Here is an 18005-nt window from a genome sequence, read left to right as displayed (position 1 = left end):
CGGCTCAGAAGCGCACGGCGCGGGCGCGCTTGACCTGGGGGATCGCCTCGATCTGCCGCAGCAGGGCGGGCGAGACCGGCTCGTCGACGGCCACGAAGCAGATCGCGTCGCCCCCCGGCCGGTCGCGGCCGAGATGGAAGGTCGCGACGTTGACCCCCGCCTCGCCGAGCAGGGTGCCGAAGCGGCCGATGAAGCCCGGCTGGTCGGCGTTGCGCACGTAGAGCATGTGCGGCGCGAAGGCGGCCTCCAGGGGGATCGAGCGGATCTCGACCGTGCGCGGCACCCCGTCCTGGAACACCGTGCCGGCCGCGTCGCGGGGCATGTCCTCCGCCTCCACGGTGACGTGCACCACCGAGGCGTAATTGCGGGCACTGCCGGTGCGGGTGGTCGTCTCGACCACGATGCCGCGCTGGCGGGCGACCTCGGTGGCCGAGACCATGTTGACGCCCTCGAGGAAGGGCCGGAGCGCGCCGGCCACGGCCGCCGCCGTGAGAGCCTTCAGGTTCATGGAGGCCACCTCGCCCTCGTAGGCGATGCGGATGCCGCGGATCGGCGCCTCGGTGAGCTGGCCCAGGAAGGAGCCGAGCTGCTCGGCGAGCGTCACGAAGGGCCGCAGGCGCGGCGCCTCCTCGGCGGAGATCGACGGGAAGTTGACCGCGTTGCGGATCGCCCCATGCAGGAGATGGTCGGCCATCTGCTCGGCGACCTGCAGGGCGACGTTCTCCTGCGCCTCGCGGGTCGAGGCGCCGAGATGCGGCGTGCAGATCACGTTCGGGTGGCCGAACAGCACGTTCTCGGTGGCGGGCTCCACCGAGAAGACGTCGAAGGCCGCCCCCGCCACGTGGCCGCTGTCGAGGGCCGCGCGCAGGGCCGCCTCGTCCACGAGGCCGCCGCGGGCGCAGTTGACGATGCGCACGCCCGGCTTGGTGCGGGCGAGCGCCTCGGCCGAGAGGATGTTGCGGGTCTTCTCGGTGAGCGGCACGTGCAGGGTGATGACGTCCGAGCGGCGCAGCAGCTCGTCGAACTCCACCTTCTCGACCCCGATCTCGACGGCGCGCTCCGGCGTCAGGAACGGATCGTAGGCGATCACCCGCATGCGCAGGCCGATGCCGCGATCGGCCACGATGGCGCCGATATTGCCGCAGCCGATCACCCCGAGGGTCTTGGCGGTGAGTTCGATGCCGAGGAAGCGGTTCTTCTCCCAGCGGCCTGCTTGCGTCGCGGCGTCGGCCTGCGGGATCTCGCGGGCGAGCGCCAGCATCATGGCGATGGCGTGCTCGGCGGTGGTGACCGCGTTGCCGTGCGGCGTGTTCATCACGATGACGCCGCGGGCGGTGGCGGCCGGCACGTCGACGTTGTCGACGCCGATGCCGGCCCGGCCCACCACCTGCAGGCGCCCGGCCTTGTCGAGGAGGGCCGCCGTGACCTTGGTGGTCGAGCGGATGGCGAGGCCGTCATAGTCGCCGATCACGGCGGCCAGCGCCTCCTTGTCCTTGCCGAGGTCGGGACGCAGGTCGGCGACGAGGCCGCGCTCGCGGAAGATCGCGACGGCGGCCGGGGAGAGGGAATCGGAAATGAGGACGCGCTTGGGGCTGGTCATGGGATGGGCTCCGGATGCGGGGGGCCGGATCCGCCGGGGGCGCAGGTGCCGGGCCGGACGCGGGCGGCGCCGGGACATCCCGCATCCGTGGGGGCCTTGCGGATGTCACCGGTGCCGATCAGAGCCGACGCTCCGGGATCGCGCGATTCCCCCGCTCCCGGGCGGGAGAAGGGGATCCCGCGCTCTTGTCGGAGCCGTCGCGCGACCGGCGCCCCTTGTGAATCCGCGAGGACGCCACGGAACGGAACCCCCGCGCGCCCACGCCCCGGCCGGCAAGGCGAGGCGGAATCCGGGCGGCGTCAGGCGGCCTGCTGGAGCAGGCGGGCCTTCTCTTGCGCGAAGGCCCAGTCGAGCCAGGGGGTGAGCGCGTCGAGGTCCGACCGCTCGACGGTGGCCCCGCACCAGATCCGCAGGCCCGCCGGTGCGTCCCGGTAGGAGCCGATGTCGAAGGCGACGCCCTCGCGCTCGAGACTCGCGGCGATGCCCTTGGCGAGCGCCGCCACCGCCTCGGCCCCGCGGCCCGTCACCTCCGGATCGGCGATCACGAGGCAGACGCTGGTGTTCGAGGCGATGCCCGGCTCGGCCGCGAGGTTGGCGACCCAGGGGGTGCGCGCCGCCCAGTCGGTGATCACGCGGGCATTGGCATCCGCCCGGGCGCGCAGAGCCGGCAGGCCGCCGAGTCCCTCCGCCCAGCGCAGGGCATCGATGTAGTCCTCGACCGCGAGCATGGAGGGCGTGTTGATGGTCTCGCCCTGGAAGATGCCCTCGATGAGCTTGCCGCCCTTGGTCATGCGGAAGAGCTTCGGCATGGGCCAGGCCGGCGTGTGGCTCTCCAGCCGCGCCACCGCGCGGGGCGAGAGGATCAGCATGCCGTGCGCGGCCTCGCCCCCCAGCACCTTCTGCCAGGAGAAGGTGACGACATCGAGCTTGGCCCAGTCGAGCCCCTGCGCGAAGGCCGCCGAGGTGGCGTCGCAGATCACCACGCCCTCGCGGTCGGCGGCGATCCAGTCCGCATCCGGCACGCGCACGCCCGAGGTGGTGCCGTTCCAGGTGAACACCACGTCGTGGTGCTTGGTGTCGATGGCGGAGAGGTCGGGCAGCCGGCCGTACGGGGCCGTGGTGATGCGGGCATCGAGCTTGAGCTGCTTGACCGCGTCGGTGACCCAGCCCTCGCCGAAGGATTCCCAGGCCAGCATCTCGACCGGGCGCGGCCCGAGCAGCGACCACATGGCCATCTCGACGGCGCCCGTATCCGAGGCCGGCACGATGCCGATACGGTAATCGTCCGGCACTTCCAGCACGGCGCGGGTGAGGTCGATCGCCTCCTTCAGCTTGGCCTTGCCGAGCTTCGCGCGGTGGGAGCGGCCGAGAGCCGCATCGGAGAGGGCGGCGGGGGTCCAGCCGGGGCGCTTGGCGCAGGGGCCGGACGAGAAGAAGGGTGCGCGCGGACGCGCGTCGGGCCGGGTCGTCATGCTGTCAGTCCATCCTTCCAGATGGGCGCCTCTCGGTGGGGAGAGGTGTCCCGCTGCCGGGAATGACGAAACGGCAGGCGGACGTCAAGCGGCGAATCGCAGGCCGTGCTCGCCCGCATAGGCGGCGAGGCCGGCCGCATCCTGGTCGGGCAGGGCGAGGGCCACGTGCGCGTCGGGCCGCACCAGGAGGGCGGCATCCTGCGGCAGCCCCGCCGCCGCCGCGGCCGGCCCGTGCGGGAAGGCGTGCAGGGGAAGGCCGCGCGACGCGGCGGCCTCCGCGAGGGCCGGCCGCGCGGTGCCGTAGACGTGGAGCTGCCAGTCGAGGCTGCGCAGGGCGGCGAAGTTGTCGCCCTCCGGCGTCGCGATCCAGGGCAGCCGGTCGCCGCCCCTGACCGCCCCCGCCCGGCCGCGGCTGAGAGGGCTGTCCGGATAGGCGATGCGCACCTGCGAGACGATGTCGAACATCATCCGGCGGGTCGCCGCGAAGCCCCAGAGCAGGGGCATCAGGTGCGGCAGCAGCCAGGTGCGCAGGAGCTGATGGCGCAGGCCCCGGCCGATCGCCGCCTCGAAGGCCCGGTCGGTGGAGGCGACGAGCCGGCGCGCGAAGGCGATGCGCTCCGGCTCGTAGGTGTCGAGGAGGGCGGGACCGGCCCGGCCGCGCAGCACCGCGGCGAGCTTCCAGGCCAGGTTCACGGCATCGCCGATGCCGGTATTCATGCCCTGGCCGCCCGCCGGGCTGTGGATGTGGCCGGCATCCCCCGCGATGAAGCAGCGCCCCTGGCGGAACTGCGCCGCCACCCGGTGGTGGACATGGTAGGTCGAGAACCAGTTCACCGCCGCGACGCGCAGGCCGAGGAGCCGCTCGGCCCGGGGCTGGAGATCGGCGAAGGTCAGCCCGTCGCGCCCGGCGAGATCCGGCGGCACGATGCCGATCAGCCGGTGCATGCCGCTGGAGCGCACGGGCAGGACGAGGCCGAGGGCGTCGGCGCCGAGATTGACGAACACGTCCTCGCCGGGCGGGTCGCTCAGGCGCACGTCGGCGACGAAGAAGACCTGCGCGTAGGTGCCACCCGGGAATTCCAGCCCGAGGGCCTGCCGCACCCGGCTGCGCGCGCCGTCGCAGCCGCACAGATAGGCGACCGTGCAGCTCTCCCGCCGGCCCGCCCGGTCGACGAGGGCGCGCACGCCCTCCGCCTCCTGCGAGACGGCGACGAGTTCGGTGCCGTATTCCACCGCGACGCCGGCTTCCGCGAGCCGGGCGAGCAGGAAGCGCTCGTGATCGTCCTGGGGAAAGCACAGCATGAAGGGAAAGGGGCTGATGCCCGCGCCGAGATCGTCGAAGCGGACGGAGGCCACCTCCACCCCGTCCTCGCGCAGATGAACCCCGCCCATGCGGATGCCGCCGGCCACCACCTCGTCGGCGAAGCCGAGCTGCTGGTAGAATTCCAGGGTCCGGGCATGGACCACCACGGCGCGGGAGGCCTCGCCGGGACCCTGGCCCCGGTCGATGATCCGCACCGGCACGCCGTGGCGGGCGAGCCGCAGGGCGAGGACGAGGCCCGTGGGACCGGCGCCGACGATCAGGATCGGGGGCAGGATCGGGGAATGTGCGGAAGCGGACATGGTCGGACCCTCCGGGAGACACGATATGACCGGAGGGTCATTTTTGCAATCCGGGCTGCCGCCGCAGCGAGGGCGGGGTGACGGGCGGACGGCCGGGCGCCGGGCGGGTCCGCCGCGGCCCGAGCCCGGACAAGACTGCCCGCACGCGCGGCGCGATCGTGGCGGCGGCCCTCGTGGTGTTCGTGGAGCGCGGCTTCTCCGGCACCCGGATGATCGACGTGGCGGAGCGGGCGGGCGTGGCGAAGGGCACGCTCTACCTGTATTTCCGGGACAAGGAGGCCCTGTTCGAGGGCGTTCTGCAGGAGGTGATGGCCGATCTCGTCGGCGGCTTGAGCCTTCAGGGTCCGGCACCGGGCGAGACCCTGCGGGACTTCCTGCGCCGCACGCTGCTGCCGGCCTTCCGCAGCCTCGAGACGTCGCGCCGCGCGGACCTGATCCGTCTCGTGGTGGCGGAGGGGGGACGCTTCCCGGACGTGGCGGCCGCCTATCGCCGCGTCGTGATCGACCCGGCGATGGGGGCGATCCGGCGGCACGCGCAGGCGGCGGCGGCGCGGGGTGAATTGTCCGGCGACGCGCTGGTGCGCTTCCCGATGCTGCTCGCGGCGCCCGGGGTGCTCGCCACGATCTGGAACGGCCTCTACGGAGCCGAGGAGCCCCTCGACACGGGCGCCGTGGTGGAGGCCTTCCTGGACTGGGTGCTGCCGGCGGCACCGGCGGATCGGGCCTGAGCCCCCGCCGGAACGATGCCGTCCCCGAAGATCTTGACCGATCTCACGCCGGGACGGCGTGGCGGCCGGGTTTCCCCGCGGGCGCGGAGCGCCGCAGGGCCGCGGTGCGGCTGCGCCGGAGACGCTCGGCGCGTCGCACGAGCCAGTCGAGAATGTTGCGCTCGACGCGCTCGCCGGAATCGCGGTCGGTCAAGCGATGGATGCGGTCGGCGCGGAAGCCCCGATAGGCATCGCGGTCCCGGTCGGTCCCGCCGACCAGCACCTTGCCGGGTCCGATCTTGAGCTCGTGGGCCGCGAGATGACGCACCGTCCAGGCGCCCTTGCCATCCTCGTACACGAGCTCGAACCGGCCTTCGATCGGCAGCACCCGCCAAGCGCCGTCCTGGCGCTCGACCGATCCGGAAAAGCTGTTCTCACTCATGGTGTTGATATAGGTGTTCGGCCTTTGTTCTTAAAGAGCGGGAGCCATGGCCTTCGGCAGAGCATCGCCATCGGGATTGACGGGGACCGGGCGCCGGTCCAATGACGGATGCCACGCTGCGGAAGGGTGGCCGAGTGGTTTAAGGCAGCGGTCTTGAAAACCGCCGTGGGGGCAACCCCACCGTGGGTTCGAATCCCACCCCTTCCGCCAGGGCTCTTCTAAGTATCTGGCCCACTGAGAAGCGTTGACAGACAAGGGGTTAGGCGGCACCTGTGCTACAGGTTGTTGCTACAGGTCACCCCCTCGCGATGGGCCTTGAGACCCGCCTTGTCCGCCGTAAGAACGGCACCTACGCATTCCGTGGGTACGTCCCTCCCGAGTTGCGAGAGGCCATCCCTGGTGGCCGTAGCGGGCAGAAGTGGATTGCTCTCGGGACCGCTGATCGTGCTGAGGCGGTCCGTCGCGCTCGCCTGAAGTCCGTGGAGTTCGACAGGGAGCTTGAGACTGCAAGGCGCCAGCTTCGTGGTGAGGAGGATGTCATCTCCCACTCTGAAGCAGCACGGTTGGCGGCGCTGTGGCTGAGCCGTGAGTTAGCAGCGGATGAAGACGATAGGCGATCGGGGATCGATCCCAGGGCGCTTGAGGATGACCGCCTCAACCTCAAGCACACCGAAGCGTACCTTCGGCAGGCTGTCGCTACCGGCAGCACAGATGGGCCGTATGGCGACTTCGGCCTTTCAGGCTTCCTGATTGAGCAGGGAGTGATCGCCAGACCCGGCTCAGAGTCTTGGAAGCGGATCGCCTACGAGTTCCTGAAGGCTTGCAAGAAGGCGAACGATGCTTTCCAGCTTCGCAATGACGGCGAACTGGTCGATACCCCTCAGCCGCCTAAAGCAGCCTCTACGCCCCGCTCCTGCACCGTTGAAGACCTCATCACCGCGTACCTCAACGACCCGACGAGGAGGCGCACTCCTGGCACGCTCAAGACCTATCAGACCGTCTTCCGGGCGATGAGGGAGCTTCTTGGGCCTGACACTCCCGTGGACAGCATCCACCGGACGGACTGCGAGCGCATCCGCAATGTCATCATGCGGCTCCCAAAGAACGCCTCTCAGCGATTCCCTGACCTGTCCCTTGAGGATGCAGCCAAGGTAGCCGATGCGGAGAAGCTGGAGCGGTTGGGGGTGTCAGCGGTCAACAACTACCTCCACAACCTCTCAGCCCTGTTCAAATGGGGCGTGAACACGTGGCGTGTGACGCGCAACCCGGCTCAGGGGCTTGCCCTTCCTGATGATCGCGATGAGCGAGACCTACGCCACCCCTTCAGCATCGCCCAGCTTCAGGCCATCTTCACGGCACCGCTCTACACCGGCTGTCAGGATGACGAAGAAGGGTACGCCAAGCCTGGACCGAACGTGCCACGTCGAGGGCGCTTCTGGGTCCCCCTGCTGTCCCTCTGGACGGGCATGAGGCTGGGGGAATGCTGCCAGCTACGGGTTGAGGATGTGACCGAGTACGAGGGCGTACCTGTCATCCTCATCAACGACGATGAGGAGCCAGGAGGCGACGAAGCCGACAAGAAACGGGTGAAGACAGAGGCGGGCAAGAGGTTCGTCCCTGTCCATCCTGAGCTTCAGCGTATCGGCTTCCTCAAGTTCGTGGAGGCTAAGCGGGGCAGAGGAGAGAAGCGCCTATTCCCGGAGATCAAGCCCGACTCGATGGGCTACCTGTCCGGCACGTTCTCGAAGTGGTTCAACGATAAGCGCCGCTTCCTAGGCAAGCTCGGCATGGCTGGTACAGGCGTGTCGTTCCACAGCTTCAGGCACAACTATCGGGATGCCCTTCGAGAGGCAGAGATCGGCCTTGAGCGGGTGAGGGCACTTGGTGGGTGGAGACGAGATAGCGAAGGTGAGGAGTCGATCTATGGTAAGGGATTGAAGGCTGCGACCTTGTATCGGGAGATTGAGAAGGTTCGCTACCCGGGGCTGACACTCACGCACCTGCATAACTGAGGCAATCAAGGCCAGCATCACTCAAGATCACTAGCCCATCACGGGCAATGATTGGATGAAGTCACCGTTGGTCCAGGCGCTGTCACTGGCAGGACACGAACCCACTCATAGCCTTGGCAGTATCAGCAAGGTCCGCGGGATCGAGCTTGGTTCCTGTAGTCGTGCCGGGTTGGGTCGTGATCTGGTTCGACTCCAAGAACGTCGCGAGCATCGTGCTCTTGATGGCGAAGTTGATGTTCTGAGGGAAGTCGCCAGAAGCGATAGCCACCTTAAGCACGTTCAACTTCGCAGCAACAACCCCTACAGCATTCCCATAATTGTCCAGTAACGGTCCACCAGAGTTGCCCTGTTGCACAGGTGCCGATATCTGATAGTACCGACTGTCATCATTTAAGCCCGACAAAGCCGTCACGTTTCCCAGCGTGAAGTTACCAGAACTCGCCAGGATGTCGGCATGAGGATACCCGAAAGCAGCGACACCCTCACCCAGCCTTGTGCCCATCCTTAGAGGTGCAAACTTGCCTCCCTTGGCGTCTTCTATCGACAGAAGGGCCAAGTCGTTGCTGTTATCCGTCGCAACAATTCGTGCTTTATGAGGCGACTTGCCATCATTGAGCTTCACCACAACGATCTTGCAATCTTTGATCACATGAGCGTTGGTGATGAAGTTGCCATTTGCGTCTACGAAGAAGCCGGAACCCGTTGAGAAGCTCTTCTCTTCAGCCTTCATTGGCGGAGGAGGCGCGGGAGCAGGAGGCGCAACGGCAGTGGATGGAGGTACCGCCGAAGGAGTAGGCGGGTTCTCTCGTGCCACTGGCTGGGCAGGAACCGGCACGTACAGCGGCGGTGTGTTGGCGACCTGAGGAGCCGTCTGCGTGGCTCCGGGTGGCTCGACCATAGGCCGCCCATTCATCACCGACCCGAGGGAGGCCGACATCAGAATGGCAATGCGCTCGCCGCTAACGTTTCCGTTTGCGTTGTTCCAGAAGAGTGAGAAGCCGAGCACCCCATCTCCGTCCTGATGATACCGCAAATACTCGTCCCTATCCTCTGGAGAAGAGGCGGAGATAACGAACCATCCATCTTTGATAACTGAATAGTTGATGGTGTATCGATTGCGCCTCTTCCTTTCGAGCGTATCTGAATAAACAAGATCAATACTTATAGATGGAAAGTAATTGTACTTGACGTTCAGGCGACCAAGGGAATCGTCAAACGCGAGGCCGTTCTTGTTAGGCGCAGGATGAAGAGATAAGCCCTGAGGCATCCAGATCGGGTGACCACGCCAGGGATGCGATAGCAGCTTGAAGTTCCACATGCTCAGCATCGGCGCTGCTGCCGTAAACATCCGATCAGAGGTGGCCTTGGTAAGCACGCCGTCAGGCCAGAGACCGTTCTGCTCTTGAAATCTCTTGATCGCGCTAAAGGTGCGCAGGCTGAAGTTCTCAGTCGGAACAGAATTCTGATGCCCAATTGCAATCAATAGCACTTGAGCGATTACTCGGGACCTGAGGTCGTTTCCCTCGTTGAAAGCGGTCTCAGCCCGAGTGAACTCTGGTGTCCGCACTTGAGCAGCCGCAGGGCAGACAGATAATCCAGCAACAAGAGCAAACGCAATCCCGCGCATCGAAGGGCCGCCCCGAGACATCTCATTGCACGTTCGCGCCCAGCGACTAGGTTGTCAAACCAGAAATGTATCCACTCGTGGTTTCAGTGGATGGGTGTTGCACACTCATTCGTATTAGCCGCCTGCACTGGCGCCTTTCTCGTCTCGCTATAACCAGCGATCAACACTCAGAGAGAACAACATGAATCGTGAAGGGTGCGAGAGCGAACCCCATCGCGTGCTCACCCTCAAGTTCAGTCCTGGCATCAGGGGGCTCAGGAAAGCCTTCACGGTCCGGGCAGTGGTCGAGAAGGGTCACCTCTGGCTCGTAGAGCAGGACGCAGGGGAGGCCATCGGGTGGCACCCTGACACCTCAAGGCACCGCAGACAGGAAGCCCTCACGGGTGACGAGTGGGGCTACAGCCTCATCCCAACCAAGCGCGGCCAAGTGGCGATGGTTGTTGTCTCGCGGGAGGCTCTGGGTGGTCTCTTGGCACGCACTCGGGAGAGGCAAGCACGTATCTTTAAGGTGTGGCTGGAAAACATACCCACACATGCATAGTTTGCTTGAGTCGGGTCAATGGTTTGAGTACAATAAGATCATAATATCTACCCACATATGCATAGATTTAAGCCTTTCGGCCTAGTTGATGTCTGGAATGTCTGCATGGATACCGTCCTGCGTCCGCTCTACAGTGGAAGCGAGACATCCAAGGCTCCACGCAAATGCACCTTCAGACCGATTACGGTATCGCGATCGCTTGCGGCTCGTTCTTCTTCCAGTTGGATGAGGTTGGCCTATCCTTCGGCCGTTATGATCGGTGGGAAGGTTTCTGGACCCGTGGTCAGGGTTGGACCATCGATAAAGGTCCCTTCCGCAAGCAGGTGAGCCCGCTGGGGCAAGAGCACCAGGAGGACATCACCGAGCGAGATGCCGTTTAGAGGAGCAGGGGGTTACCAAGGACGGCCGTTCAGTCTCACTCCGCTACCTGCCTAGCTAGAACTCTCAACGACCGTCCTGCGCCACCCCCAGCATCTCCTCAGCGGCACCTTTGTTTACAAGCCGCCACAAAACTTTTTCCTACCGCCACACTCAGCAACAAGTGACTGAACAGATTGGCGACAGCACGAGACAGAAAATCTAGTGGCATCCTGTTTAGCGTTCAGGTCCATTGACGCTCTACAGGGTTCCGTGCTGTTAAGTACACACACCCTCGATGCCGGCAGCGCAGCAATGGACGCAGTCTAGAACTCCCTGACTGCTTCTGTTCTCGCTGCGCGTGCCCGGGTCCAAGCGCAATCATGTACCTTTAAGCTCTGGAGATATGACAACGTGTCGGCAGATAGCAATCAACTCGTTGGCAATATCCACTCTGAGCAGTTCCTTGCTCCCGTTGTCGGACCTCTCGCAGCCATCGCGGATATCCTTCAGAACCTCGTGCAGATGCAGGCTGTGCAGTTCAAGCCAGTATCTACGCCAACCCAACGAGCGGAAGCACGTCGGTCATCCAAAGCTGCTCCTGCCAAGCGCCAAGAGGTAGTGCAGCACGAAGATGACGTCTTTGAGGCGATCAGGACAGGACCCCGGGGACGCAAGCCTACGTTCCAACGAGACGACATCCCTGCTGTCTTGGCCCTGTCGAAGAAGGGAATGGCTGCGACTGAGATTGCTCGCGTCCTGAACGTGAACAAGAAGGTTGTTGAGCACATCCGTCTCGACCCCTCATGGGCCGATAACGTTCTGAAGAAGTGGGGGATGTGAGGCATCATACTTGGCGCGGGACGGCAACCAGAGAGCCCTCTGCCAATAGAATGCTCTTTAGAGGCGCAGGGGGTCGTCACCAGCGGCCGTTTAGGGTGCTCCGGCTACTACCCTAGCCAGGAACGAAGATTGGACATCCTTGCTCACCTCCCTGACCCAGATTGCTGAGAAGGCCCCCTCCGCAGCCCTTCCGGGATTAGAAGGTCACCTTGAGCCGTCTATCCAACGTGCGCGATTTCCCCCATCCGCACACCATGTAGACCCTGACTGCCGGCCCTGGCTTCAACCGCGGCCGGCATCTCTTTGTCAGCCGTCAATGTGGAGGTTTGTCGTATCGTACAGCGAGCCCTGGCCCATGCATGTCCGGCGTGCATGCCCCTTCGTGGCCCTGACAATGACCGATACCAAGACCTTCAAGTTCGCCGGCCTGGACCTCCGGTGTGAGATGCGCGGCGATCGCCTGTGGTTCGTGGCTGCTGACGTGTGCGCCTTCACGGAGCACGGCAATGTCACGATGGCGCTCCGCAGCTTGCCTGCTGAGGAGAAGGCTCAGTTCAACTTAGGGCACCGCCTTACCAACCTCATCACCGAGGCAGGGCTGTACCGCCTCGTTATGCGGGCCAGGAAGCGGAAGCCTGCGGTTGCTGAGTTCCAAGATTGGGTCACCAAGACGGTCCTCCCTGCGATCCGCAAGGATGGCATGTACGTGCAGGGTGAGGAGAAGGTGGTCACCGGGGAGATGTCTGAGGACGAACTGATCCTCAAGGCTGTGACGCTCCTACAGGCCAAGGTGGAACGCCTCTCGGCCGAGAACGCGGTCATGAAGTCATCATCACGAAGCAGGGACGTTCAGGAGCCCGCCTCAAGGCTCGTGAAGGAGACCCATCCAATGAACATGCTGACGACGCTCACGAACCACGGGGCCACTGAGCCCACCATGAGCAGCCTTGAGATTGCTGACCTGACTGGGAAAGAGCACCGGAACGTGATGCGAGACATTCGCGTGATGCTGGAGGAGCTACACGGGGAGGGGGGTGTGCTCAGTTTTGAGCAGACCCATCGCAACCCACAGAATGGGCAGAGCTACCCGATCTTCCGGCTCCCCAAGCGGGAATGCCTCATCCTCGTCTCGGGCTACAGCGTGGCCCTTAGAGCCCGCATCGTGGACCACTGGCAGGAGCTTGAGTCCAAGCAGGCTTCGTCCCTCCCTGACTTCTCAAACCCTGCTGCTGCGGCTCGTGCGTGGGCTGAGGAGTACGAGGCTCGTCAGGTGGCCTATGAGCGCCTGAAGGCCACTCTTAGGATGGGCTAAAGCCCTACGACACAAAGAGAAAAGTGCCCTGAGGGGCAATTACCACCACCACTAGGAATAACGAGAAAAACAGTTTATATAAAGTTGTATATAAAGTGTTTAATAGAGTTGTTAATAATGATTGTATTTAAGGTGTATCTATAAGTGGACTGAGAGTGCCCTTATAGGGATCGTTGAAGTGTCACTTAATGTGACCTCTCCTGAGCCTCCAGATGGTCAGAGCGACTGAGCCTAGGAGGAACACCACCCCAACAAAATACTCCTCAGAGTGTCTTGTATGGGTGATGATGGTGATGCCAAGGCTTACGGCCAACACAATGGCTGTCCATAATGCTGCTGCCTTCATTTCCCTGATCACCAATGCCTCACTAGGATGGCATCCATTTATTCTCGGTAGCACTTAAGGCGGTCCTAAAAGTTCACCAGAAAAATGTGAGTGGACATCGACAGATCGAACACGCCGGAAGTCCCCCCGTGCCCCCCTTCGGTTTCACTGAGGTGGCTGGTCTGAGAATTCTCTGAGGCCAAACACCTACCCTGGGAATTATCCAGAGTGGTCGATGCTAAGGGCCAACCACTGCTTCCGTGCATGTCATTCCAATAGGGCTTGCTCGTGTGGAACATTCCAAGCTCGGCTGATACCTATTCCACATAAATGGTCTTGCGTTCTGGAATGCACTCTGCTTCCATGTTTAAGACATCAGTGGAATGGATGGCCCGCCATGCTCATCGGCTACGCTCGTACCTCGACCCTGGAGCAGGAAGCCGGTTTCGATGCACAGGTGAGAGAGTTGACCGCCCTTGGCTGCGAGAAGCTGTTCAAGGAGCAGGTGTCGTCCGTCGCCTCACGGCCGAACCTCGAAGCAGCCTTGGACTTCGCTCGAGCATCTTCCGACGAAGCGGATACCGGTTCGTCGCAGAAAATGCTGTAAAATCAAACTCCTGGAGCCGTGCCCGATGGCAGCGTGATCGGGCGCTGCTCTCGCTCCGGGGACACGCTGGTGGTCACCAAGCTTGATCGCCTTGCCCGCTCTGTCACCCACCTCGGCAAGATCATCGAGACGCTGGAGGGCAAGGGTGTAGCCCTGCGCATCCTCAACCTTGGGGTCGATACCTCAACGCCTACCGGCAAGCTGATGCTCAACGTCCTTGCTGGCGTGGCTCAGTTCGAGCGTGAGATGATGCTCGAAAGGCAGCGCGAGGGGATCGCCAAGGCGAAGGCTGAAGGGGCCTACAAGGGCCGCAAGCCGACCGCCAGGGCCAAGGCTGATGAGATCAAGGCGCTCGCCTCTCAGGGCCTCAGCATGGCGAAGATCGCCACTCACCTCGGCATTGGGGTCGGAAGTGTACATCGCGTCCTGAGTGAGGGGCGTGCCTGACTGCCCTCAAGGGTTCTGCCACAAGTGCGCTGTTGACGCGCCACATCGCAACCCCTCGCGGAGGCAAGTGGACGGCTCGTTCCGTCATCAACCTCACCAGTCGCCTAGCTGGCTGAGTAAGATCAGAGTTTCTTAGGTTCCTCAGTAATCATCATTCTCTTGCACTTCAGGCAATAAACGCCTGAAATGCTGTCTCGTCTGTGTCATATATGGTGTAGTACGTCTAATTTTTATTCGTATGCACACCTGGTTTAACACTAAACGACCACCATGAGGCTCCTCCCTGAAACACTGGGACGGGGCCTTTGTTTTTAGTCATACGGATGTACCCTAACCAATGATCATCACTGTCACTCCGGCATCCAAGGGCCGCTATGATGTGCGCCTCGATGACCGGACCATTCTGAACTCTGCCCGTACCCCTTTCCTCAGTGCAGCCCGCAAGCTGCTGAGTGAGGGCATCGATCCCAGTACCCCTCTTGCGATGCGTCATGAGGGGTCCGATGCGATCACCCTGCGTTCCACTGTAGGCATCGCTGCGGGCCTCACGGTGACTGAGAACGCCAGCGTCGGGCCTCGCTTAGCTCCCTATTCGAGCTTCGAGGACCCACACGGCGGAGATTAGCCTTTTCGCTGTAGACATACCCGTCATAAACGGCCGTTCTCTATTCCCGAGTGGGTCAGTACCTCTCCGGTCATAAACGGCCGTTCTAGGCGACCACCTCACCGAACTTCTTCAGACCATCTCTCCCAACACCCACGCGAAGCCGTGATCACCCTTTCGAATAGGGGCGATGGCGCTTGGCATGGCGAGTCGAACCATCGAGCTAAATGGACCAATGTCGAAACAGATTACGCATGATCTTCTACACGAAACGGACACAGATGGCACAGCCGTTGTAGGCGTACACATCAACAACTCAGACACCCATGCATGGCTCAACAGATCAGATTACGATCGCATCATATCTGAGTACGGCATCTGTGCTTGGACCACGCGTTGCAATGGGTTTGGTCGATGCTACGTCTTTCTCAGGACATCTCGCCCTAAGAAGCGCTCCGTTTATATCAGTCGTTTGATTGCTGGTGACATCCAAGGGTTGGCCGTCAGGTTCAAGGATGGAGACGGCCTGAACCTCCGCCGATCGAACCTCTATCATGAGGCTGGACGTGGGGGTGAGCCACTAAGGAAGAGGGCAAGGCTGTCCTGACGATGCCCGGAGGCTGCACAGCAGAGCGCCCGGCAAGGGGTTAGGACCGTTACCGGGCGCCTGTGCGTGCTTAAGGCCGTAATGAGTGTCGATCCTTCACTTAACAGTCACGCCTAATTGCACCAAGGCATGACAATGAGCAAACGCGTCATTCATGACGCTGTTCCAGCTTAGCAATACACCTGATCGATCTTTCCCGGCAATCAGCAAAGCTTTATAAGCCTAGCTTACTGGCAGGTTCCCCTACCTCACCCCCCCGAAATCTGCATCGCAAGACGATACAAAGGCCCTGGCTTCGCCTGAGGCTTTTCGTGCGTTTATTTCAGCACTTCACAACAACAGCGTCGCATCTTCTCACACCAAACAACATCGCAGGAACTTACATATCAATGCCTCTACAATCCGGCTTATCGCCCATCGAAGGTGAAACCGAGGGTTCACGTCCAGAGATCGTTCAGCAGCGTTCGCGTGACCTTGTTCGTGACGACTCTTCCCCCTTCGTTGCCCTCAAGCCTCAGGCGAAGCCCTACGACAACTTCGCACGTCCTGAACAGGCTCCTATCGACAACAGCCTGAAGATGCTCGCGGAGGGCCTTGCCTCCCTCAATCCTGCCCTTCAGCACTGGGCTGATGTGAACGCTAAGCAGGACAAGAGAGGGGTTGGTGACGAGGCCGCTCGGTTCATCGCAGGACGCAAGCCGGAGGAAGTCCAGGCTGATATTGCCGCTGGACGTGTCCCTGAGAGGCTTCGTACACAGTTCGGTACGGAGACCCTTCGCAATCAACAGGCCCTCGCTCAGGCTGATGCTGATGCTGTCTTCCTACAGGACTGGTATAGCAAGGCGTCTGAGGCTGATAAGGCTACCTATCAGGACAAATTCAACTCCCTGGTAGCTCAGCGGGCTAAGGAGTACGGGAACCAGAACGGCTTCCAAGAGCTCTACAATACCCGTATGGCCGCTGCTATGAACCACGTAGCACGCCAGGACCTTGCTCGTTCACAGGAAGCCTTCAAGTACGAACAGGCCAACGCTACTCAGAATGCGGCTCTTGGTGTTCTCCGTACTGTCGTTGATCAGGGTCTTCCTGCTCAAGACGCTGCGAAGGGCGTTAAGGACCTCTTCGATGCCAACAAGGATTGGCAACGTCTGTCCTACAAGGACCAACAGAAGATGCTGTTGGACGCTATCGATCCCCTCTTGGGGGACCTCGATAGGGCAGGAAACGACAAGGAGAGGCGTGATCGCATCATCGCTGCTACCCGTGAAGTTCTCACTGGTGAGCGCGTGGATGAGAAGAATGGTATCAAGACGAGACTCATTGAGGCGCCTGAAGGTGTCGGTGAGGTTGCTCGTGCGAAGCTCGCTCAGCTTGAGAAGAAGCGTGATGAGCTAAACTATAAGCAATACGCAGGTGACCTCGAAGCCTGGAACTACAACGCTGAGCGTCATCCTGACAAGGTGGACCCTGAGAAGGTTCGTAAGTGGCAGTCTCAGTTCCCTGGTGTTGCCTCTGAGGAGCAGATCAATAGCATCCTGATCAAGCGTCAGAAGGCCATTGATGCTCTCGGTAAGCAGGCTCTCGAACTCCAGGCTCAGTCTCAGGCTGAGGGTGTCAAGAACCAAGTGGTAGCTCAGGACCTTCAGAAGTTCGAGGATGGTGACTTCTTCCGTGTGGAGGATCGTACCCTTCCGACTGCTAAGAGCCTCATGGAGAACAACACCACCTACGATGAGAAGTTCTCTGCTGAGCAGCGTAGGAAGGAAGTAACCAACGCCTTCAAGCGTCGTATGGACTACGAGCGTGCCCAGTGGCTCAACAAAGGAACTCCTAAGGAGCAGGTTGAGGACTTCATGACGGCTCGTGAGTTGGACCGCTATTCACAGAATGGAATGGTCCCTGACGAGTGGAAGGACGATATGAAGGCAGGGTTCCGCCAGATGACCGCCTCTGCGGCTACTGGTAAGGCTCCCCCTGAGATCACCCTTCAGCAGTTCAACAGATACAACCTGATGGCTGAGAAGTACCCTAACCTTGTTCGTGAGGCCACTGACGAGACCACTCGTGAGTTCTACGAGATGGCTAGGGCCTGTCGTCACTTGAGCCAATCGAGAGTGGCGGCCAGACAAAGGATGCCCATGAAGCTGACGGCGGTCTTTTCGTAGCGGGTGGCGATGGCCCGCCACTCCTTGAGCCGGGCCCAGAGCCGCTCGACAATGTTGCGGTTGCTGTAGATCCACTCAGGACAGGCGAGCGGGGCCTCGTTGCCCTTGGTCGGGATCGCTGGCCGTGCACCGGCGGTCCAGATCGCCTCGCGAAAACGGTGGCTGGAGTAGCCGCGGTCACCCACCACCCACTGCGGCACGCCGGGCAGTCGATCGAGCAACGGGAGAGCGTGCGGCAGTTCATGCGCCTGGCCGGGCGCGAGGCGGAACGCGATCGCGCGTCCTCGCCCGTCGGCGATCACGCAGGCCTTGGTGCCATAGCCGCCACGCGAACGGCCAAGAGCTTCACGATGGTCTCGCTCGGCTCCAGATCCCCCCTTTTGGCCGCGCCCGCCGCCTTCTGGTGAGCCCGAATGCTCGTGGCGTCGAGAAACACCATGCCGAGCGCGACGCCGCGGGTCTGCACGAGGTCGAGCAGCCGCTCCCAGACACCGGCGCGCGCCCAGCGGATGAAGACCTGGGCGGCTTGCCACCAGGGACCCAGCTCGGCCGGGATGGCGCGCCAGGAGGCGCCGTTGTGATGCCGCCAAAGGATGGCTGAGATCGTGCGGCGCAGTTCAAGGGGCGGCGTCTTGCCTTTGGGCCGGCAGGCTTCCACCAGCGGCTCCAACTCGGCCCACTGGGCGTCCGTCAGCATCGCGTCTCCTCACTCAA

14 protein-coding genes, 1 tRNA gene and 1 pseudogene are annotated in these 18005 nt (G+C 62.5%); 10 read left to right on the top strand and 6 right to left on the bottom strand.

Annotation, left to right across the window (positions count from 1 at the left end; genetic code table 11):
• Positions 1-4 precede the first annotated feature (4 nt).
• The 3 genes from serA to ACE101_RS26550 form a co-directional block, all read right to left on the bottom strand.
• Entirely contained in the window at positions 5-1600 is a 1596-nt protein-coding gene (gene serA, locus ACE101_RS26560) for a phosphoglycerate dehydrogenase (protein WP_379136166.1), read from the bottom strand.
• Positions 1601-1899: 299 nt separating this feature from the next.
• Complete coding sequence (locus ACE101_RS26555) at positions 1900-3072, bottom strand: phosphoserine transaminase (protein WP_379136164.1); 1173 nt, start codon at positions 3070-3072, stop codon at positions 1900-1902.
• An 84-nt stretch (positions 3073-3156) separates the two neighbouring features.
• Positions 3157-4695 carry an FAD-dependent monooxygenase gene (locus ACE101_RS26550; protein ID WP_379136161.1) on the bottom strand — a complete coding sequence of 513 codons (1539 nt, stop codon included), beginning with the start codon at positions 4693-4695 and terminating at the stop codon, positions 3157-3159.
• A 77-nt stretch (positions 4696-4772) separates the two neighbouring features.
• Between ACE101_RS26550 and ACE101_RS26545 the strand changes: the two genes are divergently transcribed.
• Positions 4773-5423 (top strand): TetR/AcrR family transcriptional regulator, encoded by a 651-nt coding sequence (locus tag ACE101_RS26545; protein WP_379136158.1) that lies wholly within the window; start codon positions 4773-4775, stop codon positions 5421-5423.
• A gap of 43 nt (positions 5424-5466) precedes the next feature.
• On the opposite strand, the gene ACE101_RS26540 is transcribed toward ACE101_RS26545, so the two are convergent.
• A complete protein-coding gene (locus tag ACE101_RS26540; RefSeq protein ID WP_379136155.1) occupies positions 5467-5844 on the bottom strand; it encodes a hypothetical protein in 378 nt (125 codons plus the stop codon).
• A gap of 120 nt (positions 5845-5964) precedes the next feature.
• Here ACE101_RS26540 and ACE101_RS26535 point away from each other — a divergent pair.
• Positions 5965-6054, top strand: a tRNA-Ser gene (locus ACE101_RS26535).
• A 98-nt stretch (positions 6055-6152) separates the two neighbouring features.
• Positions 6153-7856 (top strand): DUF6538 domain-containing protein, encoded by a 1704-nt coding sequence (locus ACE101_RS26530; protein WP_379136152.1) that lies wholly within the window; start codon positions 6153-6155, stop codon positions 7854-7856.
• An 82-nt stretch (positions 7857-7938) separates the two neighbouring features.
• Here ACE101_RS26530 and ACE101_RS26525 read toward each other — a convergent pair whose 3' ends face one another.
• Positions 7939-9483 carry a trypsin-like peptidase domain-containing protein gene (locus ACE101_RS26525; RefSeq protein ID WP_379136149.1) on the bottom strand — a complete coding sequence of 515 codons (1545 nt, stop codon included), beginning with the start codon at positions 9481-9483 and terminating at the stop codon, positions 7939-7941.
• Positions 9484-9700: 217 nt separating this feature from the next.
• Between ACE101_RS26525 and ACE101_RS26520 the strand changes: the two genes are divergently transcribed.
• From ACE101_RS26520 to ACE101_RS26490, 7 genes and pseudogenes are all read left to right on the top strand, one after another.
• Positions 9701-10024, top strand: coding sequence for a hypothetical protein (locus ACE101_RS26520; protein ID WP_379136147.1), 324 nt, complete (start codon positions 9701-9703; stop codon positions 10022-10024).
• 164 nt (positions 10025-10188) lie between these two features.
• Positions 10189-10404, top strand: a complete 216-nt coding sequence (locus ACE101_RS26515; RefSeq protein WP_379136144.1) for a hypothetical protein — start codon at positions 10189-10191, stop codon at positions 10402-10404.
• A 391-nt stretch (positions 10405-10795) separates the two neighbouring features.
• A complete protein-coding gene (locus tag ACE101_RS26510; protein WP_379136141.1) occupies positions 10796-11224 on the top strand; it encodes a hypothetical protein in 429 nt (142 codons plus the stop codon).
• Positions 11225-11618: 394 nt separating this feature from the next.
• Entirely contained in the window at positions 11619-12536 is a 918-nt protein-coding gene (locus ACE101_RS26505; protein ID WP_379136138.1) for a Rha family transcriptional regulator, read from the top strand.
• 725 nt (positions 12537-13261) lie between these two features.
• Positions 13262-13915, top strand: a pseudogene (locus ACE101_RS26500) (recombinase family protein); the annotation flags it as partial.
• 337 nt (positions 13916-14252) lie between these two features.
• Positions 14253-14540, top strand: coding sequence for a hypothetical protein (locus ACE101_RS26495; RefSeq protein ID WP_379136135.1), 288 nt, complete (start codon positions 14253-14255; stop codon positions 14538-14540).
• A 975-nt stretch (positions 14541-15515) separates the two neighbouring features.
• Positions 15516-17291, top strand: a complete 1776-nt coding sequence (locus tag ACE101_RS26490) for a hypothetical protein (protein WP_379136133.1) — start codon at positions 15516-15518, stop codon at positions 17289-17291.
• Here the strand turns inward: ACE101_RS26490 and ACE101_RS26485 are convergent.
• A protein-coding gene (locus ACE101_RS26485) for an IS5 family transposase (protein ID WP_379126120.1) occupies positions 17222-17988 on the bottom strand; the annotation gives its coding sequence in 2 pieces (ribosomal slippage) (positions 17222-17673 and positions 17673-17988; 768 coding nt in all). The genes ACE101_RS26490 and ACE101_RS26485 overlap by 70 nt on opposite strands.
• Between the last annotated feature and the right edge of the window lie 17 nt (positions 17989-18005).

The sequence above is a fragment of the Methylobacterium carpenticola genome, from assembly GCF_042748905.1.
GTDB lineage: Bacteria > Pseudomonadota > Alphaproteobacteria > Rhizobiales > Beijerinckiaceae > Methylobacterium > Methylobacterium carpenticola.
Note: the sequence above shows the minus strand (reverse complement) of the source record. Positions and strands in the feature narration are given on the sequence as shown.

Bases quoted from the DNA above. Each gene is read 5' to 3' on its own strand.
- ACE101_RS26495 (WP_379136135.1), top strand. From the start codon at position 14,253: ATGATCATCACTGTCACTCCGGCATCCAAGGGCCGCTATGATGTGCGC.
- ACE101_RS26525 (WP_379136149.1), bottom strand. From the start codon at position 9,483: ATGCGCGGGATTGCGTTTGCTCTTGTTGCTGGATTATCTGTCTGCCCT.
- ACE101_RS26540 (WP_379136155.1), bottom strand. From the start codon at position 5,844: ATGAGTGAGAACAGCTTTTCCGGATCGGTCGAGCGCCAGGACGGCGCT.
- serA (WP_379136166.1), bottom strand. From the start codon at position 1,600: ATGACCAGCCCCAAGCGCGTCCTCATTTCCGATTCCCTCTCCCCGGCC.
- ACE101_RS26555 (WP_379136164.1), bottom strand. From the start codon at position 3,072: ATGACGACCCGGCCCGACGCGCGTCCGCGCGCACCCTTCTTCTCGTCC.
- ACE101_RS26550 (WP_379136161.1), bottom strand. From the start codon at position 4,695: ATGTCCGCTTCCGCACATTCCCCGATCCTGCCCCCGATCCTGATCGTC.
- ACE101_RS26530 (WP_379136152.1), top strand. From the start codon at position 6,153: ATGGGCCTTGAGACCCGCCTTGTCCGCCGTAAGAACGGCACCTACGCA.
- ACE101_RS26490 (WP_379136133.1), top strand. From the start codon at position 15,516: ATGCCTCTACAATCCGGCTTATCGCCCATCGAAGGTGAAACCGAGGGT.
- ACE101_RS26515 (WP_379136144.1), top strand. From the start codon at position 10,189: ATGCACCTTCAGACCGATTACGGTATCGCGATCGCTTGCGGCTCGTTC.
- ACE101_RS26505 (WP_379136138.1), top strand. From the start codon at position 11,619: ATGACCGATACCAAGACCTTCAAGTTCGCCGGCCTGGACCTCCGGTGT.